Genomic DNA, 23,234 nt, shown 5'->3' with positions numbered 1-23,234 from the left:
GATGAGTCAGTTCGTCGCCGGCAACGGCACTTCTAAGCGCGTCCGTCCGGACGAGTTCTTCTCCGTCCAGAGCCATTTCCGAGTCCGTGACGACATTTTGATGCTGCTTCGCAAGGAGCCGGGCATTCCGACAGAAACCCATGTGCACCGCGATGGCAGGATCTTCGTGCTGAAGGCCCTGGTGGAGTACATCTCGGCCACTCCCGAGGTCATTGTCGACGGCAAGTTCGACAAATCCGTGCTGAGCCGCCTTGTTGATCAGGCCTGGATGAAGCCGGAAGAGGTGGGCCGTTGGTGGGTAATGCCGCTGCCGTACTATCCACACCACATGCTCAACGGAAAGTATTCAATCTGGATTCGCTCATTGGCTGCACGCATCCCGGTGGAGTTCGATACCCTCCAGGAGGCCTATGCCGCAGGCGGCATGCTGTTCGCGGGCCCGATCCTGGACAACGCCGACCAGGCTGACTTCGTCCATCAAGGGCAGCCATTGAAGATGGTCTACGACTACAACATCGAGTCGTTGCCGCAGATGCCAGACTTGACAGGTATTTTCGACGTTGAGAAACCTCGCACTATCTTCCTCAAACCTAGGGGATTCGCGCCCGGTTACGGTCACGTTGACCATGAGCTCTACAACCGTTGGTGCACACTGGCTGCAGACGTCGACCACTGCGCCAGGGAAATCGGGAACATGGCGTCGAGTATCGGAGATGAAGCGTTCCAGCTGATCGCGGGAACCGATCTCTCCTCGCTCAACCTCTCTGACCAATTGCCGGCCTCTTTTGGGGGCCAGGTCACTGCGCTTCGTCAGCTCTACCCAGAGCTGACCAGCCTCAACGATTCGGCACTGTTCTGGCTGTATGACCACTTCCTTGACCCGGATAGTTCGATCCAACAGGGTTGGCAGGCTGAGCGCATCCCGAAGTTTATCGCCTACCTGGTTTGCAAGCTGGCGCCTGCACCTGAACAAGTCGAGGTAAGCGCTGATGAGGGCTTCCTGATCTTGCTGGGTATGAAGGCCGGCCGTTCCGTTGCAGAGTCAGCAGAGTGCATCCGTCAGTGGTTCCTGGCTTCGTATGCAGTGACCCAGCGTTTCCATGCCCTGTGCACTGCCATGGATTTTCTGTCCAGCGAGCAGCCGCGCATCCAGGACAAGGCTGAACCGCTGGCAACCACCAGTGACGTCATGAACATGCTGCGCAAGCGCAGAGAAATCATTTCCAGCCGCCGCGAGAGCGTCCTGGTCGCCGACGAGGCAGTAGCAGATCCTGTTGGAGAAGCGAAATGACCCAGCTGACTAGTGAAGGTGTAGAGCCGCTCCCTTTTGGCGCAATTTTCGATGAATATTCCTCTTACATGTTCCCTGACGCTCCTGGTTTGACGATCAGCTATGCCCAGCTGCGTGATGTTCCTGGCGTGCCGCAGGAGCTGTATCGCTTCACGGACGAACCCGAGCTTGGGGAGTTGGTCTTCGTCTTCGAGCGCCTGGCCAGGTCGGTTTGTGCGGATGGTGAAGCCGTGAAAGACGGCAAGATCGTCGATGAGGAACGGGTCAGGGGACACATTCCGGGTGCCTGGATCAGCCCGCTGCAGGCTGCTCTGGAGTACCAGATCATCCCTGACCCGTACTCGATTGCCACGGTCGCCGGCAGTGGTGTGTGGGTCATCCACCATCGTCAGCTCTATGCCTGTATCGAAGAGACGTTCCCCACAAAAGAGGCCGCATATGCTGCAGCCTCCAAACTCTGGAGTTCGCCGCTTCCTGGTGTGCTGGGCACAGTTCTCCACAAGGGCCAGCGTCTTGAGATGCGCGACCCTGAAGAGCTCATGATCCTTCCGGATCGTCCGGATTTTACCCGGCTGCACCAGGTCGATGCTGAACCGCTCCACCTTGGGCGGGTTGAGAACTTCGCGCCAGGCTACGGCGACATCACGGAGTCGTATCTCGGGACGCTTAACGCGCTCAGCAAAGACTGGGGCACCAATGCCTCAAGGTCACTCAGGTTCGCCCACGACAATCTGGCGTTGGCCTGGTCGCTTCCGCAACTCAACGACCTGGGTATCTTCAACGGCTCGCCGGCCCCTGATTTTCCGGAGGGAATGGAAACTGTTCGGCAGCTCCGCGAACTCTACCCTGAGCTTTCGGCGCTGTCGGATGGAGACCTGTACTGGAGCTGGGACTCGACAGATATCTGGCCGGTCGAACGAACTGATGATTTCCTCATTGCGCTGCTGGACTACAACGGCGGCATCCGCGTGGACATCCACACCGAGTTTGGCCAGTTCGGCAAAATCGTCTTGATGTACCTCCTCGCGGGGGAGAGTCTCGAAGACTCACTGACCCTGGCTACCGCCTGGCGTGATTACGATAGTGCGCTCAAGCACCGGATCAGCAGGCTCAGCCAGGCAATGCGTTTCCTCGCAGGTGATAACCCACGGGTCAACCTGATCGGCTACAAGGCGTTAGGCCTTCTCGAAGGCATGCGCAGTCTCAATTACAGGGTAATTCAAGCTACTCAGGACGCAGTAGAACTCGGAGCAGTACATGAAGGGTAACGATGTTCAGGCCCGTATGGAGTCGCATCTCAACGACCTCCGGGAGTCCTCGAACCGCCTTGAGCTGGACGTCACTCGGTTGCAGACCGAGCTGAAGGAGGTAAGGCGCAGTAAAGCCGAATACCTGGGCGAGATGGTCGATCTGCGTGTCCAGGGCTTGCTGCTGGGTGAATCTGCATCCGCAGACCTTGAGGTGCTGGTGATGCAGCGGTCGCAGGAGATCGGCCGACTTGAAGGCCGCCTGGCCGAGGCCAACGCCACTCAGGCTAACCTGATCCGAGACATCGCCCAGACCGAGAAGTCCTTGGAAGATGCCCAGGCTAACGTGCTGCTGATCCGTAAGGGCAGCCGGGAGCTGCAGGAGATCCTGGAGTCTCTGGACATCCAGGCTGCACAGGTACAGGACTACCGCAGCTACCTGCGGGAACTCATCTTCGAGTGTCACGTCAAGCGTGAAAAGTTCGAGCGCGACTCGGTGTTCACGCACCTGGCGGCCAAGCAGTATGGCAGCAAGGATTACCGTGCCGGCGTCTTCAGCCGCATCCTTGATCGATATCTGGCCAAGCGCACTTCCTTCGCTGTGAACCAGGATCGCTATGTTCTGCTCGGGCTCCTGGAACAGCACGCCAAGGACGACCTGGAGCAGCACGAGTACAAGCTCACCACCCTGAAGGCCTGCGAAGATCAGTTCCTTGCTGACCTGGACGCACGGAACAACATCCCGGCACTGACGGCGCGTCTGGATCGACTGAAGAAGTCTTTGGGGGTAACCCAGGCTGAGATCGTGCAGCTCTTCGAGACGGAGGAGTCGTACAAGGAATCCAGGGATAGCACCATGATCGGTATCCGTTCGCGGGTATCGAATGACTTCGGGCGTATGGGCTCGGGTGTGGTGCGCAGGATGCTTGAGGCGAGTACCAACGACCGTGAGCGCCAGTTGGTGGGTGCCTATCTGGAACAGCTGTTGCGCGAGGAAGCCTTGAACCAGCGCATCGAGAGCACGCTGCAGGCCCAGGTTGAGGTTGACTCGAAGATTCCCAGGGCGAAACAGATGATCAGTGCTGCGCGTGAGATGGGGGCCTTCAACGGCCGGCGTACCTACGAGCCTGGTTTCGACCTGGACGTGGTGATAGCCAGCTACGTGAACGACTCCATCGAGCTACTGACCTTCCAGAATCACCTGCGCCACAACTCGGAGATCGAGCTTGGCCGCTCGGGTGGTCAGGAGGAGGGGGCTCGTGAGAGCTCGGGCTCTGATGATGACACCCGGCGTGGTTCAGGCGATAGCTACGACTCGCCATCAAGCTCCGACGGCGACTGAAACAAAAAGGCCCGGCATCTGCCGGGCCTTCTCATTGTTGCGAGCGCTACGCGTAGAGGCGGTCGCCTACACTGCGGGCGGTACTGACGATTTCCTGCTGGCGCTCTTGATCCATCCTGTACACGGTCACGATCACGCGCAAGCCTTGGCCTTGGGGTTCATCACCCAGGATCATCGCCCAATTGCCAGAGCCGGCGGTGACGGTGTTGTTGTTGTGCTTGAGTCGGCTGAAGGGGCGGGCGCCGGCCAGTAGCTCCAGGCCCTCGCACAGCTTCAGCAGGCGCCCCCAGGAGTTACCGGCGCCGTCAGGGACGTATCGGGCAGCCATCTTCTCGACAGCGTGAATGGTCACGCGTACCGGCCCGACAGGCGTCTGCACGAACTCTTCGTTCCGGTTGCCGTTGATCAGCTCGACTGTCTCGTAGGCCTCTCTGTCCGGGAGTAGATTGGTGGACAGAGGGAGGATGCGGCTGCCCTTGAGTCGGGCGCCCAAGTAGGCCGACTCGGAGACGAACATGCCTGGCAGTACATGTGTGTGGTTCAGGAGCTGGCGCGCGGCCAGGTTCGATACTTCCACGACTACCTGTTCTGCACCCACATAGCGGTCTTCGCCGGCACCCAGCTGGTGCAGGAAGACCTGGCGCAGGGCCTGCAGTTCTGCCCGAGCAATGATCTGCTCGTGCATGTTGATCTCTGTCTTTCGCTTGATAGCGAATCGCTTGGCGATAAGTTCGTTCTCGGCGTTTCGAACGAATACCATTCGTTGCTTCGTGGTCTTGCCCTTGTAGTTGACCTGCACCAGGACAGTGACGTTCTTGCTGGTGGCATCCGCGTGGCTGCGGATGTGCAGTAGCGTCGGGACGAAGCGGCGCACTTCCTCGGCGAGGTACTCGTTGGGCTTCTTCAGCGGCTGGTCTTTGGCGATAAGTCCGTGGAAGTAGAGATGCTGCTGCAGCTCTTCTCGGGACGAGTTCGCTGCATTCGGCACCTCATGGATCATGTTCACGTAGGCGGCTGTGTTGACGTTCTTGTTGATGACCATCTTGCCGATCATCAGGACGTTACGCATCTCGGGATTGATCAGGCAGACGACCGCTTCACTCTGTGGGCCGCGATAGCTGTTGCCGGCGATGTAGAGCTCCCACTTGCGGAATCCGGTCAATGCATCGCGCATGTCCAGGAAGTTCGCTACTGCGACGTCGATGGCTGACTGGCGGCCCTTAAGCTGGAATTTGACCTGAAACCTGACACCCTCGGAGCTCACAGCCTCGTAGGTACGGTTCGAGGAGTAGAGCTCCAAGGGGGTCTTTGGGGCCTGAAGCGGTGAAGCCATTGCGCACCTCCATGAAATCGAGCCAAAGGGTCTGGGCTGGGCGAACCAACCCGGTCAAAAGGATCGATTTTTTATCATGGAGAATGCCTCCTTTTCAATGAAATTGCGGAGGCGATTTTGGCAGGCGTTCAAGCTTCGTAGATGTACCGCACTTCCTGGGAGACCCACTCCAGGATCACGCCGGCACTGATCTCGCGGCCGTTCTGGAAGGTCGAGAAGCGCTGGATCGCAGTCTGGTCGAGCTGCTGATAGCGGGTCATGCAGGAAAAGAGCTGCTGCGCCCAGGTTTGCAGTGGTGGGTTCCTGCGCAGGCGTCGGAAGATCCACACCGCAGTGCCGGCCGCGATGACGATGGTACCCCCCGCAGCAATCGGTACTCCTGACCAGTCTGGCCCGGACGAGAAACAGATCCAGAGCACGGCGCTGAGCAGGAAGAAGTACTTCAGGCCTGAGAAAACCAGGTGCCCTTTTGGTGTCCAGTTCCCATCCCGCCAAACCTCAGCCTGATCGGCCATGTCCTGTAGTGCATCGAGTTTTTGCTTATGGAGTCGTGCCATGAAGGCTCCTTATGTGGCGACGGCACAGCATACCGCTGGGAGCATGCCGGAAATAGGGAATTCGCGTGACAGAATTGTGACGGCGAGTGAGTGCTTAATGTCACCCCTTCAGAGACCTTGAAGGCCGCTAAGCGGCCTTCAGTTTTGATTCACCAGGTGGAGATGGCGCTCAGGTTAGCTATCGGAATTTCGACTTCACCCAAGGGGAGCTTGTCGTCACGCCAGATTGCATCCACGATGGCAACGATTTCTTTGCCGTTATGGGCGAAATTCGTGATCGTTCCTTTGATTTTGATCCCAGAGAAAACCCCTGTGTAGAGTTTCCCTTCGATCAGCATTCCTTTGACCAGGGGGAAGTGTGGGCCGCTCATTGGGATCTCCTTGATGGTATCAGATCGGGGCATCTTGCCCGGCGGGCCCAGTGCTGTCACCCCTAGAGTTTCATTGGATCAGTCGCTGCCCGGCTGCCGGTGTCGGGGCTGGGGAGAATAGCTCCAGGAAGTCCTGTGTGGGCGCCATTGTTATGATCCTGGCTTGGCCGTCGACAACGCGGTACATAGCTGACACCACATTGCCAATCGAGACGCGGATACTTGTCCCTGGGAGGCTGAGGATGTGACGTTTGGATTGAGGAACACCATCAGGAAGTCGGCCGTTCCCCTCCCGGACATATCCAGAGGAGAAGAGAGTGCTCAACAACTCGAATGCGGAGTCCTTTGCCGTATGGAGCATTCTTAGTGTGCTCTAGGGGGTAAGTCGAAAGTTTACTACCTGTCGATATCAGATTCGATGCCTGGAAGCGGCGTCGCAACTGGATAAAACGCGTTGCCGGCATCCCCCGGAGAAGGTGGTTCTAGACGCTCCTTTTCAGCGAAATTGACAGAAAATTACTGCTGAGGTAGATTAGCCGCTGCCGTGAGATCTCCTTCCCATGGCTCCTAGCATTTGTTTTTACAGCCCGCTCCGTTTAGGAGCGGGCTTTTTTTCTTGTGTGGTGGCGCATGGCTAGTTCATCCTTATGGGGAGCGCTACATAACGCTTGGGACGCCTGCCATGGAACTCGAAAACTACGATCTTCACTTTGACTGCTGGTACGAAGAGCTCTGCGTGCTCGCGCGGAAGTTCGGGCTCAATGTGAGCGACCAGGGAGCATGGCACGAACCCTTCGATGACGACTTCTCTCCGCTCGAAGCTCTGGCGGAAGAGTACCCCTACGTTTTGATCCCAACCGAACTGGATGAGGCTCTGCCGTCGGCAGAGGAGGTGGCGAGGGTCATCAACGTTCCGCTCGAACGTTGGCCGGGGAACTGCTTCGGCATTGCCATGGCCATCGTCAATGCAGGGATCATCAAAGGCACTGCGGTTTACGGGCACTACAACGGATTCGTGGCTGACGATAGCCTGTTCGCGGGCAAACCTCTGATCCACCATGGCTGGATCGTGAAGGATACCGGGCACCTGATCGACCCCACCCGCTGGGTTTTCGAGAGCGAGAAGCCCTACCTATGCCTGGTAGGCCCGCGCCAGCTCGTGGACTACGACGAGGGTGGTAACATCTGGCGCCTGCGTAACGCGCGCCCTGCGCCCGCCTACGATCACACAGAGAAGCAGTACCAGCTCTGTTCGGAACTCCGCCCGGTGCTCAGCGTCATGCTCGGCCGAAAGGTCTCCGGCTTGATCAGCACATCGGAAGCTCTCTGGGTGGCCAACCTGTCCACCCACTCCCTGGGCATCCTGGCCAAACCGATCTACGAGGAGTTCATCCGCCTTGGCATTGGCGCGCTGATCCCTATCGATAATGTCCGCATGGTGTTGGGCACCTTCCACCCCAGGAAGGTGACTGAGGACTCCGGCTTCGAGCCCTGATCGCATACTCATTCAGGCTGTCTGAGAACCACCGAGCGAAGATTTGACCGAATCGCTCGGTAGTCTTAGCATTCGGTTCGTCGGCGATGCCAGCGCCGGGAGACTCCTCTCCAAAGCCCCTCGAGGGCATGCCAACCGGCGGGTTCTGTGAGCCCGTGACGGATTCCACCAACAGGAGTCCAACCCATGAAACATTTCGCCCATAGCACCCCGTCCCTGAGCCTCCTTAAGCGAATCAAGCAGGAGGCCAAATCGCGCTCGCGTGAAGGGGGCGGAAAGCACAGTACTGAACTTGAGGCGGTATCCAGAGAGGCTGGCTTCTCTAGCTTCGAGAATGCCAGGCTAGCCTGCGTGTCCGGCAGCGAGGCTAATCTTATCAAGCGACTCCTCGGAACTATTGCGCCAGACCTTTCGCACCAGCACCACCTGTTGATCTTGAGGGTCAAACAGAGCGAGTTGCTGGGCCTGGGTGGCGCCTCGGAGGTGCATAACCTTGAACAGGAGGAGCGTTCGGAGTTTATGTTCTCGGGGATGAAGGTGCTCAAAAGGGCCTGGGCGCAGGCTGGTAGGGACGAATTCTTTGGTTTCTCCATTGAGACCGATGTGATGAAGGATCTTCGAGCTGCAAGTTCGTCAGCTCCCTTCTAGGGCTAGCTCTACTGGCCCAGGTTGGTGTCTAACCTGGGCCTTTTAATTCCGGAGCGGGAGCTACAGAGCTACATTGGCCACCTGGCCGGCCAGCCCTTCCATATGCGGCATGGCCCCAACAGCCTGTCTGTGGACTAGCATCATCTGCTGGACTCCTACAGGGCAATTCCTTCATGAAACCTCTCCTCGCATTGATTGGCGCCTGTTGCTTCGCACTCGCCGGCTGCTCCACCACCTCAGTTCCTCTGGAGCAATCTATTGCCGCCCCGGCAGATCGTGTCCTTCTGCATCAGGCTCAAATACCTGGCTCGGGCCACCTCATAGTCATCAGAGATAGCGGCTTCATTGGCGGAGGCTGTTTCGCGACAGTTTTCATCGATGGTGAGCGTGCTGCCCGGTTGGACACCAGGGAGAAGGCAAGCTTCTACATCACTCCGGGGGAGCACCTTCTCGGCGCCGCGTTGGAAGGCTCAGGCCTATGTGCGGCCAATCCTGGTAAGCGTGAGAGAGACCTCTCAATCAAGTCTGGACAGGTAAGGCTCTATAGGGTCTTCACCAGCCAGAATGGCGATCTCGACGTGTTGCCATCAAGTTCTGACTGAGGCGAAGGGTGTGGAGAACCACTCCAGGGCCTGGACATCTTTCAGTCCTCGGGGCTACTGTTATGGCGGCTCCTGCAGAAGCCTGCCTCTCGGCGAAGCGAAGTGTGGAAACACCCTGCGAACACCTCTGATGAAGGCCCACGGGCAGCAATGGTAGCCGAGAGACATTGTGCTGATCCCAGGAGCCTCTCATGTTCGATCTGTCTCAGTACTCTAAGTCCTTTGCCCAGCGCCCATCCATTGCGCTTCTTGAGCAGCTTAAGCGTGATGCAAAACGGTTTAAGCTTTTGGCTGGCGTTACCCATGCCCAGGCACTCGATGAGCTTTCTCGGCGGGCTGGCTTTTCCAATTTCACTGATGCGCAGCGCAGGTGCACTGCTGAGCCCTCCGTTCCCCGTCAGGTATACAGTTTGGAGAAAGCCCGAGAATACCTGGCCCAATGGGTGGATCTAGTCAAAATGATTCCTGAGGGTGCCGATACACCAGATTCGGTATCTCTACGCGTCAGTAAGGCTCAGCTGCTGGATGTTTTGGAGAGACTTCCTGTGACTGAGCCTTTTGAGCTTGATGGTTTTACTCAGGATCTTCAATTTGCGTTGTATCAGACGATTCTGCACGAAGGGGTTAAGGGCTATAAGGTTCACTTCCCGCTTGACGTTTAGTGGGGAGCACCGGGGCCTGGACAATACCAGGCCTAGGGGCTAATGTTGCGGCGGCTCCAGCAGAAGCCTGCCTCTCGGCGATGCAAAGTGGGAATCCACGCTGCGTACACCTATCTATGTAGGCCATCCTGGTCAGCAATGGTTGCCGAGAGACATTCCGCTGAAACCGGAGGCTTCCATGTCGCAGTTCGATTTCTCCCGTTACACCAAGTCCCTCGCTGCCCAACCTTCCGATGCTCTCCTTGAGCAAATCAAGCGCGATGCGAAGCGCCTGAAGAAGGCTGCTGGCTGCACTCACGTCGAGGCCCTGGCCGAGCTTGCTCAGCGCGCCGGCTTTGCCAACTTCACTGATGCCCAGCGCAAGTGCGCAGCGGCGCCTGGTGGGCCAGATATTCGTGCTTCCCTCCCGAAGCTTCCTGCTGGGGTCACTGATATGCGCCACATCTCGATCCATGAGGTGATGGCGACCCGAAAAAAGACCTACATCGCGCTTGATGCGCGCTACGCTGCTGCAAAGCAGGCTTTGGGCTCTGGCGCAGCTCCTAATGCCATCGTCGACCTCGAGGTATCTAAGACCGAGCTGCTCAATGTCATGGCCCTGGTATCCGACAGAGAGTTGGATCAGCGGACGGTTTCTACGCTGATCCTACATGGGATGCGTGATATCGCTGAACACTTCCAGGTGCCAGTAGCCCAGATCCGGTTCAACATCCGCGACCTGGGAAGGCCTCTTAACTACGAAGCTGCAGCTGCCCTGAACGCACCGCGCGAAGAGAAGGGGATCATCTCGTTCGAGAACTCTGGAGATCTCTTCGACAAGCTAGGTTTGTAGCACGAGTAAGGTGTTGACCGGCCAGGGGGCGTAACCTACGATTCTGGCAGGCCCTGGCAGGGGCCTGCCTCTCGACTCAAGCGAAGCCACTGGCGCTGCAGCAATACCTCAATCGAACATCGAGCTTCGGTTGATCGGATGGTGGTCGAGAGACGTCTGCAGGCAACCCAGAGGCTACCGATGACCAGTACTACCCCGTCCAATGTGCGCGTCGATCATCTCGGCGGCCGCGTGCCTTCGCTGCAACTCCTGGAAGACATCAAGCGCACTGCCAAGCTGCTCAAGAAAGCCTCAGAGCTAACTCACGCCCAGGCCCTGAACCAGTGCGCGTTGCTTGCAGGATTCAGCAACTACCAGCACGCCGAGCGCACATGCAGTGCGACGCCAGGGCAGTTGGCTGGCCAGGTTCAGATCATCACCCTTGAGCAGAAACTCGACATCATCAAGATGTACAACGACACCATGATGATGGTGGCCACGGCCGCCAAGTTGGGGATTCCCTACCAGTTCCGGGGGCGCCAATTCACTGAAGAAGAGCTCAGGCAGGGCGTCCCTCAGTTGTCCAATGCCGCCACCGGCCTCCAGATTGTGGAGGCGGTGGAGAAGTACATTGGGCCTATTTCGAGCATGTTTAGGGTCACTCGAGAGGAACTCATCCAGATGATTGACCGCGCCGTTGATGTTCCTCTGGTGGCACCTGCGCCTCGTTGAGTTCCTCTGGTCGGCTGGTAACCGGGAATTACCTGTATTGCCTTCCGGGTTGCCTTCCAGGTTGCCTTCCCAATGCCTCCCTTAAGTTGTCGAGCAGCCTGGGATGACGTCGTCGAAGGCCATGTACCTGAAGTCAAGCGGGTGGCCATAGCGCTCGAAGTATTCCATGGTCGTAACATAGCGGTCACGGCTCCTGGTGCCGCCGAGCTCCAGGGGGTGTGGGCCGTCCGTCACATATACTTCGCTGGGGCTGTGAGACGCCACCTCTGATTCGTCGATCTTCCAGAAGGCAGGCTTGTAAACCGTGGCGTGCTCATTGAGGCGGTAGTAACAGGGTTGCGAGGCGCTGGTGGTGGCCATGGTGATCGCGCCGGCAGTTAGCCGAGCTGGCCCGTTCACCGGACGAGCGACGCCCCCTGTGAGCTTGTAGGTGCCGCTGCGCGTTAGCAGCTCCGCGAGTACTTCATGAGCGTCCCGAAGAGAAATGCTGGCCGGTATCCCGTAGGTGTCCAAGCAAACCAGGTGGCTCTCGCTAAGGGCCTGTGCTGACAGAGTGCTGGCATCCAGGATTTCGACAAGGCCGCCCTCAAGCGCTCGCTCCAGATCCTGGCCGGCGACGAGGATGGGGCGAGAGCCGTGATCAGTGATCTTCGCGTAATTCTGCAGTGCGATCAGGGCCTGATCCTTCTCCTGCAGGACGCGGTTATCTTTGATCTGCACAGTCAGACGCTCCCGTGCGAACCCGCTCCAGGCGTCCAAGCACTGGAATCGCTCATCCCAGACCAACATTTCATCATTCAGGACGATAGGTTGGCGGGTAGATCTCAAATTTTCGATGAGCATGCTCGCGGGGGCGAATTCGTAGTCGCCGACTCCGAACCTTAGAAGCAGGTCATCCTCGTCAATGGTCTGTGCTCCATCGAGCGAGCCGACGATTGCGTCTGAGACTCCAGCGACTCCCCAGGCAACGATATCGACCTCTTCGCCTGGTTGACAGTTGGGCTGGCGCTTTAGCCGGCTGTTGACCTGTTCTTGGGTAAGGTCGCAAGGAGGGTGCACTCGGTTCCTATGTGTAGAACTCCGGCCACCAAGGCTATCGATGACCTTGTCATAGTCCTCCTCGCCAGTGGAGAAACCCCTGGATTCGCAAAACTCTTCCCATTCACTCATCTCGGAAGTCCTTCTCCACTGAGGTTCCCGCTAGGGCGTCAAATCACGCTGCCACGAGCTTATTCGTGAAAAGCAGGTCTTGGTCGGGGCGAGGGGTGTCCAACGCATCCTGGAGGCTCTCAGCACCCCAGACGACCCTGCAGGTCGTAACGTCGCCCAGATCCTGATCAGAGTCGATCTCGGTCACGATCCCAGGCTGAGGGTCTTTGATGTGCTGGACGGTGGAGCCTACTGTGAATCCGTAGCGCTCCAGTTCGATTTGTTCTTTGCTGAGTGTATTTGTCATCTCCGCACCTCCTGTGGGCGATGTATCCTGAAGGTCGCTACTTCGCGAAGCGCCCTAGCAGGCAAGGCAGACCAGTTTGCAACGGCCACATCCCGCTTGCAATCCCCGATCAGTTAGCCAAACACATCGCCTCGCACCAGAAGTTGGCGCCTGCCGTTCCGTTGACCTGGATATCCAAGTACCACCCAGATAGATCAGGATGCACCTGGCAGTGTGACTCGTTGAAGTGAGACTGATAGCTCCCGGTGAGCACGCAAATTTGCTGAGCACCGAGGGGAACACTCTTTTGAGTGCCGATGCCTGCTGAAGGTGTTCCAGCAGGAATGCTTACCGAGTAGACGCCCACGTTGTGGCCGAGGATTGGTCTCTGCCAGAGATCACCGAACACAGAAGCTGTGCATGCGACCAAGTGACCTGCAGTGTCTCTTGCGAAGGCTCCTCTAGGTGAGCACCAGGTGGATGTTCCAACTGCTGTCGTGAAATTGAGCTGGTTGTACGTGTCGGCGTGGAGGTTCGTCGTCCAGTTGCCGTCGACGTTCATGTTGGCGATGACGGCGCTGTACATCGCTGTAGTGCCTGCGGGATCTACGTAGTACGACGTGTTATCCCGGTCGTAGAAAATCGGCGCCACGGTGTTGAGTGAGTTGTTGCCGACGTTCATCACGCTGGTGTTGTTTGGGTCGATGTAGTAGCCCGTGTTGTCCTTGTCGCGCATGATTGGGGTGTAAATGGCACCTCCAGCCACCAGCTGACTGGGAGTCTCCATGCCGCCGGCAGCCACGACGATATTGCCCCGCGTGAGGGTGACGCCGTTGGCTTTGCCCTGCACGTTCTGAACGACCTGGTTGCCCGTGACGGTCTCGTTCGCATCAACGATGATCGAGTAACCGGCCGCACCGCCGCCGGCATTGCCGAGGGTCAGGGCGTTTGCCGCGATGTTCTGCACTCGGGAGACGTTCTGCAGCTCACGCTGGCCGGCAGCCAGGGCTGTGTTGAATCGAATGGCGCCGTTCTGAAGGTTGCTGCCGTCGGTGCGCAGCCAAGAATCCGTTGAGCCGCTGTTGCCGGCCGTCATGGTGATCATGGCGGTTGACTGGTTCGAGTTGAAAGAGGTGTCGCTGCCGGCAGGATAGATGGACTTCTTCGAGCCGGCGGCGGCGATGATGGCGGCCAGGCCCGAGAGGTCTGAGCGGGTTTTGCCGAAGACGATATAGGCGGATGTCGTGGTGGTCACTACCGTCTGCTGGTTGGGCGCTGTCCCTGTTGTGTTGACCGTAGAGGTCAAGGCGAGCTTCCCACCAGGAAGGGGTTTGGCGGTCGTCGCGTCCGGGAACGAGCAGGGGAGGTATCCCACTGAGCTCAAGCCCCCTGTGCAGCTTGTCGACTTCAGCCAGGCGCTTCCGGTCTTTACCGATGCGGCGGCGCCGATGTTGTCGCTTACCCATGCACGCACGGCGTTGTTATAGGCGAACAGCTGCTGCCCAGTTGTCCTTGCCTGGTTCTGATCCCTGTCGTTGCTCGAATTCTGGAAGCCCAAGAGGGTCATCCCGCTCGCAATTATTAGGAAAAAACAAAGCTCCAGGAGCGTCATGCCTCTCTGATTTTTCATGTGCATGGCCCTAGTTATCGAAGCAGGTTGCATAGCAGCGATGCTCTGTTGCGCCGGAGTTTTGCACCCAGTCGTTGATCCACCAGTTACCTCCGCCATCGGTGACGATCTGGCAATAGGCTTCGGTGGTGGCTTGCGAGTTCGACAATGCTCCAAAGCCGCAGAGTCTGTGGGTGCCTATGTAGGTTTGCTTCAAGCCTGCCACTGTTGGTGACTGATACGACTGGTAGTTGGAGATACCGTTACCAACGAGCTTGTTCCAGACACCGCCCAAACAGTTCAATACTTCACCGGCCGCGTTTGAGCTGATTGCACCTTCAGGCGAGCATCCTGTCTTCCAGACGTTCTGGGCTTTTTGCGTCCAGGTTCCCTCGACCAGGAAATTCCCGCCAATCGACACGTTCCCGTTGACCTTGGTGAACAGACTGGCGAATTGGTTGAGGTTGGAGTAGTTCGCCGGCTGCATGTAGTACCCAGTGTTTTGGGAGTCGATCAATGCCGGCGTTGTGAGTGACGACGTGAACGTGGCAGCGTTGAGCACCGAGGTGTTGGTCGGATCGAGGTAGTAGCCGGTGTTGTCGGTGTCGTAGAGCCTATTGGCTTGGGCGTAGGAGCCAATAGTAGAGAGACCATTGGCAGAAATGTCGCCGAACTGGGCCTGAATCTGACCTGAACTGATATCGAGGCCGTAGGTGAGGTTCTGTACGTTCTGGATGGCCAGGGCGCCGTAGTTCGTCTTGGCGGCATCGAATACCACTGAATATCCGGAGGCGGCCCCGTTCGGGTTGCCAATCGTGAGAGTGTTCGAGGCGATGTTTGCGATCCGGGATACGCCCTGGATTTCCCTATTGGCGGCAGCAACGCCTGTATTGAACTTGAGGTTCGAGTCCATCGAGTTCTTGCCGTCGGTGCGCAGCCACACATCCGTCAGGGGGTTGTTGCTGGCCACCATTGTAATCACCGCCGTTGATGGGCTGGATTTGGCCTCCCGGTAGCTGCTGGCCATCGATGGAGTGAAGCTCTTGGCGCCTGCCGCTGCGACGAACGCAGCCAGGCCGGCAAGGTCAGCACGCTTTGCGCCCCCAGCGAGAGCGTAGGGCGTAGTTGTCGTTGTGACGGTGGTGACCTGGTTCGGTGCAGTGCCAGTTGTGGTGATCACACTGGAGAGCGTGAGCTTGCCGCCGCTCAGCGGCTCAGTCGCGTCACCCTTAGGGAAGTTGCAGGGCAGGTAAGCAACAGCGCTGGTGCCGCCCAGGCAGCTACTGGATTTCAGCCAGTTGGTGTCCGTGTAGGTGACGCCGGCAGCCCCTGCGTTTGCTGCTGTCCACGCGGCGATTGCCGAGTTCAGCTGGTAAAGCTGCAAACCGGTGATCTTTGCCTTGCGCTGCTCAACCTCCAGCAGCTGAGTTTGCAGCGTCATCAGGCTGAGGACGCCCGTCAGGCCCAGGGCCAGAATCACTTCGAAAAGGGTGAACCCTCTCTGTGCCTTCTTCACATTGAGCATGAGACCTGACACCAGATAGCGCCGTTAGGCTGAGTCCACAGGAAGGTCGTGATAGTCCAGTTCAAGTTGGCGTCATACGAGACGATGCAACCATGCGAGGACAGGTAGTTCATCTCCATGCCGGTGATGAAGCAGGCCCTGTAGTAACCGATGGGGTCGTTCTGAATCCCGGTAGGTGTCGGTTGTCGAGTGATCGTGATGATGTTGCCGCCGTTCGGGAACCGGCCGCCCTGCATAGCTCCTTGGTAGCAGTAGAGGAACATGCCGTCGGAGCGCCGCCAGTTCATATCGCCTACCGAGCATGTGTCCCCGAGCTGAGGGTTGGTGCTTACGCCTATCCCGTCGACTTTCGCGTAGCCGCCGATGGTGGTCACGGCCCGGAAGTCCGTCATTAGTGTCGACCCGGCGGCTGCGTGCACTTGGTTCAGGTTGGATACGTTGTTCGGGTCGGCGTAGTAACTCGTGTTGTTCCTGTCGTAATAGATCGGCGCCGACACAGAACCGGTGGCCCAGATTTGTGCGAATTGTGAGGTTCCGCTGGGTTTGATCGCGTAGGCGGCGTTCTGGCTTGGGAGGTATCTGGGTGTGGTCAATCCACCGTAGGCCATTACATTGCCGCTGGCGGTGATCGCGCCGTTCCCGGTGCGCATGGAGCCTTTGGATACCAGGATGCCAGCGGTGGCCGAGCCGGCATTCTGGACTACCAGGTCTCCGGTGATCGTCGAGTTGGCATCAACAGTCGTTGAGTAGCCGGCAGCTGCGCCACCGGAGTTGCCGATTGTCAGTGCACTCAGAGCAACGTTCTGAAGTCTCGAGACACCTTGAATTTCACGCATATTGCTGGCTGCGGTCGAGGAGAAGGCCAGGTTGGCGTTCATGGTGTTCGAGCCGTCAGTGCGCAACCAAGGGTCAGTGGCGCCGCTGTTGCTGGCAACCAGGGTGATCACGCCTGTGCTCACGGTCGATTTGATGGTGCCGTCGACACTTCCGCCGGTTGGGTCGGTGTTCTGAGAGCCAGAGGTGGCTGTCAGCGCAGCCAGGCCGGACAAGTCCGAACGAACCTGGCTGCCCTTGACCTTGTATGGGGAGGTGACAGTCGTGGCCACCGTTATGAGGTTCGGCGCGGTACCCGTGGAGGTGATGGTCGTCGTGAGGTTCAGTGCGCCGCCCGGTATGGGGCTGGCAACGGTGGCATTTGGGAAGTAGCAAGGTAGGTACGCAACTGCGCTCAGGCCACCGGGGCAGCTGGTTGACTTGAGCCAGGCGCTGCCGATCTTTGTGGCGGCGGGTGCTCCGATATTGGCACTGACCCACTCCCTCACGGCATTGTTGTACTGCAGTAGGTACTGGCCGGACTCTTCTGCCTGCTTTTGCTGCAGATCGATGAGCTTTCCCTGGAAGGACAGCAGAGTGCCGAAGGCCAAAAGGCCCACAGCTAGGGTCAACTCAATGAGGGTGAAGCCTCTTTGATGCCGCAATGTCGGTTTCCCCGATCTTATTATTCTTCGCAAATGAAGGTAGACTTTGCGTGTATATCGAAGGATACCTTAGTTGCTCGATATTTAGTACGCCATCAGTGACTATAACAAAAACAAGAAAGCTAACAAGGCATTACCGTGCAGCCTGCGCAACCTGAAACTGTTTGGACGTCTGACTCTGAAGAACTGGAGCTACTGAAGTTAGCGCTTTCTAGCATGGGATTCGATACTTCAGCTTTGCTGAGCTACATGAAAGAGGAAGGGGCATGGTTGGCCAAAATACGATGCCTTGCATTGACTGGCCTTGATGAGGCGAAGCTTGCCAAGGACTCCTACAAAGAGCCTGAAGGCTGGCGCCAAGCATTCGACAATTTGCGTCTAAAGCGATAGCCATAAGGCATAGAGCAGATGCCATTGCGTAGTGTGTGAGAGGAGGGCATGATTGTGGGGCATTGGAAGGAGCCAATCATGCAATCGCTTACCCCTTCGCCTTACCAGCTTGGGCTCGAGTTTGTGATGAAGCGCCCAGGGACGAAAGCCTCTTTCGCGATGGCCAAGTTACTGATTTCTTTAAAGGATCAGCGGCCCACGTTTACCATCCGCGAGACCATGGATGACCTCGATGAGGCCGCCCAAGAGCTGGCGATGTCGCTGATGATGCACTTCCGCAAATGTTCGGTGACCCTCGACCTCCTGCACGCTGCAGACCAGGTCGCCAAGATGTACCCGACCATCATTGCTATGGGGCAGGCCAACTCTGCCAGCGCTAACTCCCCTGAAATTGACTGGCTGACTGGCACCTGATGGTGCCAGTTGCTCATATCAGTTGAAATCAATGCACTGAGCGTAGCACCAGTGGTCAGACAAGTTGCTGCTGGCTGTATCAGTTGACTGCTTATTGTAAGTTTGGCTTTTCAAATACCAGCCACTGAAGTCCCCCGTAAGATCGCAGGTATGATCTTGAATCGTTGAGGTCTGAATGCCTACTAGTGCGCAGAAGAAATGCTGGCCTATGGGTTTGTTTTCTTCTGTGTTTGTTGTGCCTACAGCATGAAATACAGTTTGGAGCGACTGCTTGGCATAGGGCTGCCTGAACCAGGCATGACCATAAGCTCCTGCGTCATAGCAGGATGCAATACCACCCCCTGCAAATGCAGTCATAAGACCAAGCTTAGGGCAAGCCGTCTGGCCGACTGGATTGGCAACCTGAAGACCAGCGTTTGCCCATGTGCGGAACCAGTTGGACATGTTCCCCCAGACAGCTAGGGACTGAACTTGCATTGAGTTCAGATAGCTATACCCGTTTGGATCAAGGTAGTAGTTCGGGTCGTTTGCATCGTAGACGATAGGGGTGTTTGTTCCGCCTGTTGTGAACCCTTGGTAAAGCTGGCTCGTCCCGTTAGGGTCAAGGTAATACCCGAGGTTGTTAGAGTCGTAGAAGGCCGGGGCAATCATCTGATTGCCGGCAATCAGTTGACCTGACGCGCGTAGGTTACCGTACTGTGTGCGGATGCTCCCTCTGGTCACATCCACTCCGTAAGCCGCGTTCTGCACGTTCTGTACGCGAATGTTCCCGAGTATGTTCTGCTGTGCATCCACGATGACGCTATAGCCTGCCGCTGCACCGCCAGAGTTACCGACCGAGAGCACATTTGCAGCGATATTCTGGAGACTCGATGCTCCTCGGATCTCTCTCTGAGCGGCTGGCAATGCAGCTTGGAACTGTAGATTGCCGTTCATGGTGTTCGACCCATCAGTACGAAGCCAGGCGTCAGTAGTTGCCTGGTTGCTGGCGGTAAGTGTGATAACGCCAGTACTGATGTTCGAGTTGTAGGTGCCGTCTGTCCCACCTTTCTGCGCGACGGTCTTTGATCCTGCAGAGGCTACGATGGCGGCTAGCCCGGAGAGATCAGATCGAATTTGACCAGACTTGAGCGTGTAGGGCGTTGCCACTGTTGTGACGGTGGTGACCTGGTTGGGTGGTGTACCTGTTGTCGTGATGGTTGAAGTCAGTGCGAGTTTCCCGCTTGGAAGGGGATTCCCAGCACTGAAATCCGGGAACGAGCAGGGGAGGTAATTCACCGCTCCGGTGCCTCCAGGGCAAGCGGTAGATTTCAGCCAGGCTGTACCGTTCTGAGTCGCAGGTGCTGCGCCTATGTTGGCGCTGAGCCATTCTCTTGCAGCGTTGTTGTACTCGAAGAGTTTTCCGCCGGCCACACGAGCCTTCTCTTGCTCCCTCTGCAGTGTTTGGCTCTGGAAGCTGATCAGCGTAATTACGGTGGAAATGAACAGCGCGAATAGCAGCTCAAGCAGTGTCAGCCCGGTCTGGCGGCTTTTTTTCGAGTTCATCATAGATCCATGCATGAGATTTGGCACATGTGCGAGGACACGTTACCTGTGGTTCGTTCTTGGATGTACCAAACACCACCAGACTCTGAGACGCTGCAGTGGGCGTCTCCGACTGTTCCAGCGTTCGAGAAGCCGGCGAGGGCGCAGTATCGGTGAGCACCGAGATTCGTCGTCCTGGTTCCTGCTGGGGCTGGGCTGGCCTGCACGGTATAGAGCGAGGTGAAGTCGTAATAGGATCGGTTCCATACGCCGTTTTGGCACACGTTGATCATGCCGTTTGGTTCAGTTTTAACCAGCCCCTCCGGAGAGCATGGAGCTCCGTGTGAAGCATTAGTCGGAAGCTGGAAAAATTCGGCCGTGTCTAGCATCCCGAAGATGTTTGTGTTTCCGAACACGGTGAGGACGTAAGTGCTTGGTGTCCAGAACACCGAGCTACCAGAAGGTATCGCGCGATAGTTACCGTCGTTCAGGTCGTAGAGGGCAGGGGTCTGAAGGCTGTGGTTGAACCTGGCGACATTCAGCACGGTATTGCCACTAGGAATGGAATAGTACGCACCATCCTGACTATCGACGAATGCGGCTGCGATCCCATTTGTGCCTGCCACGACCTGGTTGCTTGCGCTTGCGTTACCCGCGAGCGTTCGAATCCTGCCGGTGTCCAGGATGAGACCATTGGCAGCGTTCTGGGCGTTTTGAATGGTGACGGCGCCGCTAGTCGTCTCATTGGCATCTACGGCTACGGAATATCCCGAAGCTGCGCCCCCTGGATTACCTAGAGTCAGGGATGTCGCGGCAAGAGCTTGAATCCTGGACACGTTCTTCAGTTCGCGTGCTGTAGCTGCGCTTGCTGTATTGAACCGAAGATTGTTGTTCATGGCGTTTCCGCCGTCGGTTCTTAGCCAGGAGTTGTTCGAGCTGTTGTTCGTGGTGACCATGGTGAGGACACCACTGGACGCGTTCGATATTACCTGACGGCCAGTGCTCGCAACGGAAGGGCTATAGCTCTTCGCCCCGGCGAGGGCAACGAAGCCAGCCAGGCTGCCAAGATCTGACCTAACCCTGCCACTGGAAAGAACATAAGGCGTCGTCGTCGTCGTAACCGTTGTCACCAGGTTCGGAGCTGTGCCTGTGGTGGTGATCGCTGCTGTGATGCTCAGCTTGCCACCATCAAATGGGTCTAGGGCGTTGCCGGCAGGGAAGGAGCAGGGAAGATAGGACACGGCACTCGTCCCGCCTGGGCAGGTCGTAGATTTGAGCCAATTCGTGTCGGTATAGGTTGCATTTGAAGCCCCGGCGTTGGCCGTTGTCCAGGCCGCCACTGCGTTGTTGTACTGGTACAGCTGTGCCCCGGTTATTCTGGCTTTTGCCTGATCAAGCTCCAGAAGATCACTTTGGAAGCCCATCATCGAGACGAACGCAGCCAGGCCCAGGGCCAGGATGAGTTCGATGAGGGTGTAGCCGTTTTGTCTCTTCATCAGTTTGTGCAGACGTAGTGGCAGTAAAGGGCTTCGCCCGGTTTTATTGCGTCGACATACGAGTCAACGAGCCAGTTTGACCCTGACTTCCGAAGCGTGCATGACCCGTAATAGGTCTGAGGAACTCTCATGGTTCGAATGGCGCAGTAGCGCCAAGCGCCCATATCGTTGGTGACCCACCCGACACGGTCTGCAGTCACGAAGTTGTGAGTGACCGGGTCGTAGTAATCCGATGTGTTTCCGTATTCACGGCCAATGTTGAACCAGTTCCAGCCGAAGGTGTTCGGGCTCTTCCAGGCGTTGTTTACGCAAGAGATTTGTAGCCCTTGGGCGTTGTGGGAGAGCATGCCGTTTGGAGTGCAGAAGGCGCCTTCAGTCACAACTGTCTCTGCAACGAAGCCGGTCTGTGAGGTCACTATTCCGTTGAACGTAATGTTCGACCGGTTTGTGAAGTCGCTGTTGGTCACCAGGCTGTTGAGGTTGGTCGTGCCGTTTGGGTCTACGTAGTAGCCAGTGTTGTTCCTGTCGTAGACGATAGGCGTGGTGACGTTTCCGTAGGCGAAGAGTGTGTTCAGAGACGTCGCAGCGTTGGGGTCAACATAGTAGGCACCATTGTTCCGGTCGACGAAGTTTTGCGCAATGGCGCCGCCGGGCCCGACGATGTTGTTGGACGCCTCGATGTTCCCGTTGCTGGCTACGATGTCGCCTCGTACCACATCCAGGCCATTGGCCGTGTTGGTGACGTTTTGGATGGCCAGCGATCCGACGTTGGTCTTGTTGGCATCTACCACAACTGAGTATCCGGAGGCTCCGCCGCTTGGATTCCCGATAGTCAGCGCATTGGCCGCGATGTTGCTGATCCTGGAAACGCCCTGGATATCCCGCATGTAGCTAGGGCGCGCCCCATTGAAGTTCAGAGGGTTGTTCATCGTGTTCGACCCGTCGGTACGCAACCATGGATCGGCGCCGCCGTTGTTTCCGGCAGTCATGACTATGACACCGGTCGACACCATGGATTTGAACGAACCGTCGATATTCCCGCCCTGTGGCGCTGCACTTGGAGATGAAGAGGCTGCTGTAACTGCAGCCAGGCCGGCCAAGTCAGACCGGATCTTGCCGGGGCCAACCTGGTAGGGAGTCGACGTGGTGGTGGCCACAGTTGTGATGTTCGGGGCCGCACCGCTGGTGGTGATCGTCGTGCTGAGCGAAAGCTGTCCGCCGGGGATAGGGTTGCTGGTAGTCGCTGCAGGGAAATAGCAGGGCAGGTACCCAACTGCACTCAGACCGCCAGGGCAGGTGGTCGGTTTCAACCATGCTGAGCCGGACTTGGTGGTCGAAGCCACTCCAACGTTAGCGCTGACCCACTCGCGCACGGCGTTGTTGTACTGAACCAGGTACTGGCCTGTCTCACGAGCCTTCATTTGCTCAAGTTCTAGCATTTTCACGTTAAAGGAGACGATGCTCGATGCGGCAACAATGCCGAGGGCAAGCATGAGCTCAATTAGTGTGAAACCGCTTTCTCTTGTGCGCATTGGAAAGCTCTCTTTTCCCGAATATTACCATAGAGCTGATCATGGATATTGGGATTGTGATGGGTGTGCTGCAGTTGTACATCTGGGGCCTTACTTGGCCCCCATAGATCAGCCTCAATGGCCAGGGTTGTGGTGCTTCCTACTCCACCATTTTGGTTTCTTTAAGCAGCCTCAGGGGCCAGGTTCTCGGTCAGGAAGCCGACTTCTTGGCCTTCATGGCTTTGCGGCGTGTTGCGATCTCGATGGCGAAACTGCTTGGCTTGATCAGCCGTGCGATCAACTTGCACCAGGCTGAAATGGCCTTGTAGTAAGCCACCAGGCTGTAGCCGAACATGAGTGTGATCGGGATGCTGCAGCTATAGAAAATTGCGTAGCTGATTCCCTGCAGAGTGAGGTATTCGTCTTTAGAAAGGGCGAAGTTTGAAACGATGCCCCAGTACAGGAGCGCTACAGCAATTGCGCCCAGAATAAGGCCGGCAAAGAGAAAGCCAAGGGTGACGCGGTGTGTGATTACGTTGTTACTCATGACTTTCTCCGCCGGGAATTTGGGCTTTTTTTGATACCTATCGGATATTCCGGAGAAAACCTTTAGCGTCAATTTGTAGGAAATTGGCTATTCCGAATGATTCTTTTGTTTCGGAAATGAAAAAGCCCCTCGGTTGAACTGACCCCCGAAAGTTGGACAGTTGGACTGGGCCGCTAAGCTGCCAATGACTGAGCCCTGTATTGAACGGGGCTCA

Annotated in this window: 22 protein-coding genes; 10 read left to right on the top strand and 12 right to left on the bottom strand. The window is 57.1% G+C overall.

Features of this window, described 5'->3' with window-relative positions:
* The first annotated feature begins 1 nt into the window (after window position 1).
* From HNP46_RS33315 to HNP46_RS33305, 3 genes are read left to right on the top strand one after another with little or no spacing between them, the layout of a single operon-like run.
* Window positions 2–1,291 carry a hypothetical protein gene (locus tag HNP46_RS33315; protein WP_184597764.1) on the top strand — a complete coding sequence of 430 codons (1,290 nt, stop codon included), beginning with the start codon at window positions 2–4 and terminating at the stop codon, window positions 1,289–1,291.
* A complete protein-coding gene (locus HNP46_RS33310; protein WP_184597762.1) occupies window positions 1,288–2,559 on the top strand; it encodes a hypothetical protein in 1,272 nt (423 codons plus the stop codon). The genes HNP46_RS33315 and HNP46_RS33310 overlap by 4 nt, the downstream gene beginning before the upstream one ends.
* The gene (locus HNP46_RS33305) at window positions 2,549–3,880 is read left to right on the top strand and encodes a hypothetical protein (protein WP_184597760.1); all 1,332 of its coding nucleotides are present in this window, start codon (window positions 2,549–2,551) and stop codon (window positions 3,878–3,880) included. The genes HNP46_RS33310 and HNP46_RS33305 overlap by 11 nt, the downstream gene beginning before the upstream one ends.
* 46 nt (window positions 3,881–3,926) lie before the next feature.
* Here HNP46_RS33305 and HNP46_RS33300 read toward each other — a convergent pair whose 3' ends face one another.
* The 3 genes from HNP46_RS33300 to HNP46_RS33290 form a co-directional block, all read right to left on the bottom strand.
* Window positions 3,927–5,213, bottom strand: coding sequence for a hypothetical protein (locus HNP46_RS33300; protein ID WP_184597758.1), 1,287 nt, complete (start codon window positions 5,211–5,213; stop codon window positions 3,927–3,929).
* A 128-nt stretch (window positions 5,214–5,341) separates the two neighbouring features.
* A complete protein-coding gene (locus HNP46_RS33295; protein ID WP_184597756.1) occupies window positions 5,342–5,770 on the bottom strand; it encodes a phage holin family protein in 429 nt (142 codons plus the stop codon).
* A gap of 149 nt (window positions 5,771–5,919) precedes the next feature.
* Window positions 5,920–6,141, bottom strand: a complete 222-nt coding sequence (locus tag HNP46_RS33290) for a hypothetical protein (protein WP_184597754.1) — start codon at window positions 6,139–6,141, stop codon at window positions 5,920–5,922.
* 682 nt (window positions 6,142–6,823) lie between these two features.
* Here HNP46_RS33290 and HNP46_RS33285 point away from each other — a divergent pair.
* The 6 genes from HNP46_RS33285 to HNP46_RS33260 all read left to right on the top strand — a co-directional run bounded on the left by HNP46_RS33285 (window position 6,824) and on the right by HNP46_RS33260 (window position 11,091).
* The gene (locus HNP46_RS33285; RefSeq protein ID WP_184597753.1) at window positions 6,824–7,636 is read left to right on the top strand and encodes a hypothetical protein; all 813 of its coding nucleotides are present in this window, start codon (window positions 6,824–6,826) and stop codon (window positions 7,634–7,636) included.
* 186 nt (window positions 7,637–7,822) lie between these two features.
* The gene (locus HNP46_RS33280; protein ID WP_184597751.1) at window positions 7,823–8,284 is read left to right on the top strand and encodes a hypothetical protein; all 462 of its coding nucleotides are present in this window, start codon (window positions 7,823–7,825) and stop codon (window positions 8,282–8,284) included.
* Window positions 8,285–8,457: 173 nt separating this feature from the next.
* Entirely contained in the window at window positions 8,458–8,886 is a 429-nt protein-coding gene (locus HNP46_RS35710; protein ID WP_221455210.1) for a hypothetical protein, read from the top strand.
* 191 nt (window positions 8,887–9,077) lie between these two features.
* A complete protein-coding gene (locus tag HNP46_RS33270) occupies window positions 9,078–9,548 on the top strand; it encodes a hypothetical protein (RefSeq protein WP_184597749.1) in 471 nt (156 codons plus the stop codon).
* A gap of 178 nt (window positions 9,549–9,726) precedes the next feature.
* The gene (locus HNP46_RS33265) at window positions 9,727–10,380 is read left to right on the top strand and encodes a hypothetical protein (RefSeq protein WP_184597747.1); all 654 of its coding nucleotides are present in this window, start codon (window positions 9,727–9,729) and stop codon (window positions 10,378–10,380) included.
* A gap of 180 nt (window positions 10,381–10,560) precedes the next feature.
* Window positions 10,561–11,091: a hypothetical protein gene (locus tag HNP46_RS33260; RefSeq protein ID WP_184597745.1), complete on the top strand. Its 531-nt coding sequence runs from the start codon at window positions 10,561–10,563 to the stop codon at window positions 11,089–11,091.
* Window positions 11,092–11,172: 81 nt separating this feature from the next.
* Here the strand turns inward: HNP46_RS33260 and HNP46_RS33255 are convergent, their stop codons facing one another.
* From HNP46_RS33255 to HNP46_RS33235, 5 genes are all read right to left on the bottom strand, one after another.
* Entirely contained in the window at window positions 11,173–12,261 is a 1,089-nt protein-coding gene (locus tag HNP46_RS33255) for a hypothetical protein (protein WP_184597743.1), read from the bottom strand.
* Window positions 12,262–12,304: 43 nt separating this feature from the next.
* A complete protein-coding gene (locus tag HNP46_RS33250) occupies window positions 12,305–12,547 on the bottom strand; it encodes a hypothetical protein (RefSeq protein ID WP_184597741.1) in 243 nt (80 codons plus the stop codon).
* A 109-nt stretch (window positions 12,548–12,656) separates the two neighbouring features.
* Entirely contained in the window at window positions 12,657–14,138 is a 1,482-nt protein-coding gene (locus HNP46_RS33245) for a hypothetical protein (protein WP_184597739.1), read from the bottom strand.
* 28 nt (window positions 14,139–14,166) lie between these two features.
* Window positions 14,167–15,660, bottom strand: a complete 1,494-nt coding sequence (locus HNP46_RS33240; RefSeq protein ID WP_184597737.1) for a PulJ/GspJ family protein — start codon at window positions 15,658–15,660, stop codon at window positions 14,167–14,169.
* Window positions 15,648–17,138, bottom strand: coding sequence for a type II secretion system protein (locus HNP46_RS33235; RefSeq protein WP_184597735.1), 1,491 nt, complete (start codon window positions 17,136–17,138; stop codon window positions 15,648–15,650). The genes HNP46_RS33240 and HNP46_RS33235 overlap by 13 nt, the downstream gene beginning before the upstream one ends.
* Window positions 17,139–17,606: 468 nt before the next feature.
* On the opposite strand from HNP46_RS33235, the gene HNP46_RS33230 reads away from it, so the two are divergent.
* A complete protein-coding gene (locus tag HNP46_RS33230; protein WP_184597733.1) occupies window positions 17,607–17,942 on the top strand; it encodes a hypothetical protein in 336 nt (111 codons plus the stop codon).
* 18 nt (window positions 17,943–17,960) lie between these two features.
* Here the strand turns inward: HNP46_RS33230 and HNP46_RS33225 are convergent, their stop codons facing one another.
* The 4 genes from HNP46_RS33225 to HNP46_RS33210 all read right to left on the bottom strand — a co-directional run bounded on the left by HNP46_RS33225 (window position 17,961) and on the right by HNP46_RS33210 (window position 23,020).
* On the bottom strand, window positions 17,961–19,487 hold the full coding sequence (locus HNP46_RS33225; protein WP_184597731.1) for a prepilin-type N-terminal cleavage/methylation domain-containing protein: 1,527 nt from the start codon (window positions 19,485–19,487) through the stop codon (window positions 17,961–17,963).
* On the bottom strand, window positions 19,487–20,962 hold the full coding sequence (locus tag HNP46_RS33220; RefSeq protein ID WP_184597729.1) for a type II secretion system protein: 1,476 nt from the start codon (window positions 20,960–20,962) through the stop codon (window positions 19,487–19,489). Before HNP46_RS33220 ends, HNP46_RS33225 begins: the two co-directional genes overlap by 1 nt.
* Window positions 20,962–22,494, bottom strand: coding sequence for a type II secretion system protein (locus HNP46_RS33215; protein ID WP_184597727.1), 1,533 nt, complete (start codon window positions 22,492–22,494; stop codon window positions 20,962–20,964). The genes HNP46_RS33220 and HNP46_RS33215 overlap by 1 nt, the downstream gene beginning before the upstream one ends.
* 190 nt (window positions 22,495–22,684) lie before the next feature.
* A complete protein-coding gene (locus HNP46_RS33210) occupies window positions 22,685–23,020 on the bottom strand; it encodes a hypothetical protein (protein WP_184597725.1) in 336 nt (111 codons plus the stop codon).
* Between the last annotated feature and the right edge of the window lie 214 nt (window positions 23,021–23,234).

The organism is Pseudomonas nitroreducens (genome assembly GCF_014204515.1).
GTDB lineage: Bacteria > Pseudomonadota > Gammaproteobacteria > Pseudomonadales > Pseudomonadaceae > Pseudomonas > Pseudomonas nitritireducens_A.
This window is presented reverse-complemented; position numbering and strand designations above follow the sequence as displayed.

What these genes read in the sequence shown, in the direction of transcription:
- HNP46_RS33315 (WP_184597764.1), top strand. Translation starts at nt 2, where the DNA reads ATGAGTCAGTTCGTCGCCGGCAACGGCACTTCTAAGCGCGTCCGTCCG.
- HNP46_RS33310 (WP_184597762.1), top strand. Translation starts at nt 1,288, where the DNA reads ATGACCCAGCTGACTAGTGAAGGTGTAGAGCCGCTCCCTTTTGGCGCA.
- HNP46_RS33305 (WP_184597760.1), top strand. Translation starts at nt 2,549, where the DNA reads ATGAAGGGTAACGATGTTCAGGCCCGTATGGAGTCGCATCTCAACGAC.
- HNP46_RS33300 (WP_184597758.1), bottom strand. Translation starts at nt 5,213, where the DNA reads ATGGCTTCACCGCTTCAGGCCCCAAAGACCCCCTTGGAGCTCTACTCC.
- HNP46_RS33295 (WP_184597756.1), bottom strand. Translation starts at nt 5,770, where the DNA reads ATGGCACGACTCCATAAGCAAAAACTCGATGCACTACAGGACATGGCC.
- HNP46_RS33290 (WP_184597754.1), bottom strand. Translation starts at nt 6,141, where the DNA reads ATGAGCGGCCCACACTTCCCCCTGGTCAAAGGAATGCTGATCGAAGGG.
- HNP46_RS33285 (WP_184597753.1), top strand. Translation starts at nt 6,824, where the DNA reads ATGGAACTCGAAAACTACGATCTTCACTTTGACTGCTGGTACGAAGAG.
- HNP46_RS33280 (WP_184597751.1), top strand. Translation starts at nt 7,823, where the DNA reads ATGAAACATTTCGCCCATAGCACCCCGTCCCTGAGCCTCCTTAAGCGA.
- HNP46_RS35710 (WP_221455210.1), top strand. Translation starts at nt 8,458, where the DNA reads ATGAAACCTCTCCTCGCATTGATTGGCGCCTGTTGCTTCGCACTCGCC.
- HNP46_RS33270 (WP_184597749.1), top strand. Translation starts at nt 9,078, where the DNA reads ATGTTCGATCTGTCTCAGTACTCTAAGTCCTTTGCCCAGCGCCCATCC.
- HNP46_RS33265 (WP_184597747.1), top strand. Translation starts at nt 9,727, where the DNA reads ATGTCGCAGTTCGATTTCTCCCGTTACACCAAGTCCCTCGCTGCCCAA.
- HNP46_RS33260 (WP_184597745.1), top strand. Translation starts at nt 10,561, where the DNA reads ATGACCAGTACTACCCCGTCCAATGTGCGCGTCGATCATCTCGGCGGC.
- HNP46_RS33255 (WP_184597743.1), bottom strand. Translation starts at nt 12,261, where the DNA reads ATGAGTGAATGGGAAGAGTTTTGCGAATCCAGGGGTTTCTCCACTGGC.
- HNP46_RS33250 (WP_184597741.1), bottom strand. Translation starts at nt 12,547, where the DNA reads ATGACAAATACACTCAGCAAAGAACAAATCGAACTGGAGCGCTACGGA.
- HNP46_RS33245 (WP_184597739.1), bottom strand. Translation starts at nt 14,138, where the DNA reads ATGACGCTCCTGGAGCTTTGTTTTTTCCTAATAATTGCGAGCGGGATG.
- HNP46_RS33240 (WP_184597737.1), bottom strand. Translation starts at nt 15,660, where the DNA reads ATGCTCAATGTGAAGAAGGCACAGAGAGGGTTCACCCTTTTCGAAGTG.
- HNP46_RS33230 (WP_184597733.1), top strand. Translation starts at nt 17,607, where the DNA reads ATGCAATCGCTTACCCCTTCGCCTTACCAGCTTGGGCTCGAGTTTGTG.
- HNP46_RS33225 (WP_184597731.1), bottom strand. Translation starts at nt 19,487, where the DNA reads ATGAACTCGAAAAAAAGCCGCCAGACCGGGCTGACACTGCTTGAGCTG.
- HNP46_RS33220 (WP_184597729.1), bottom strand. Translation starts at nt 20,962, where the DNA reads ATGAAGAGACAAAACGGCTACACCCTCATCGAACTCATCCTGGCCCTG.
- HNP46_RS33215 (WP_184597727.1), bottom strand. Translation starts at nt 22,494, where the DNA reads ATGCGCACAAGAGAAAGCGGTTTCACACTAATTGAGCTCATGCTTGCC.
- HNP46_RS33210 (WP_184597725.1), bottom strand. Translation starts at nt 23,020, where the DNA reads ATGAGTAACAACGTAATCACACACCGCGTCACCCTTGGCTTTCTCTTT.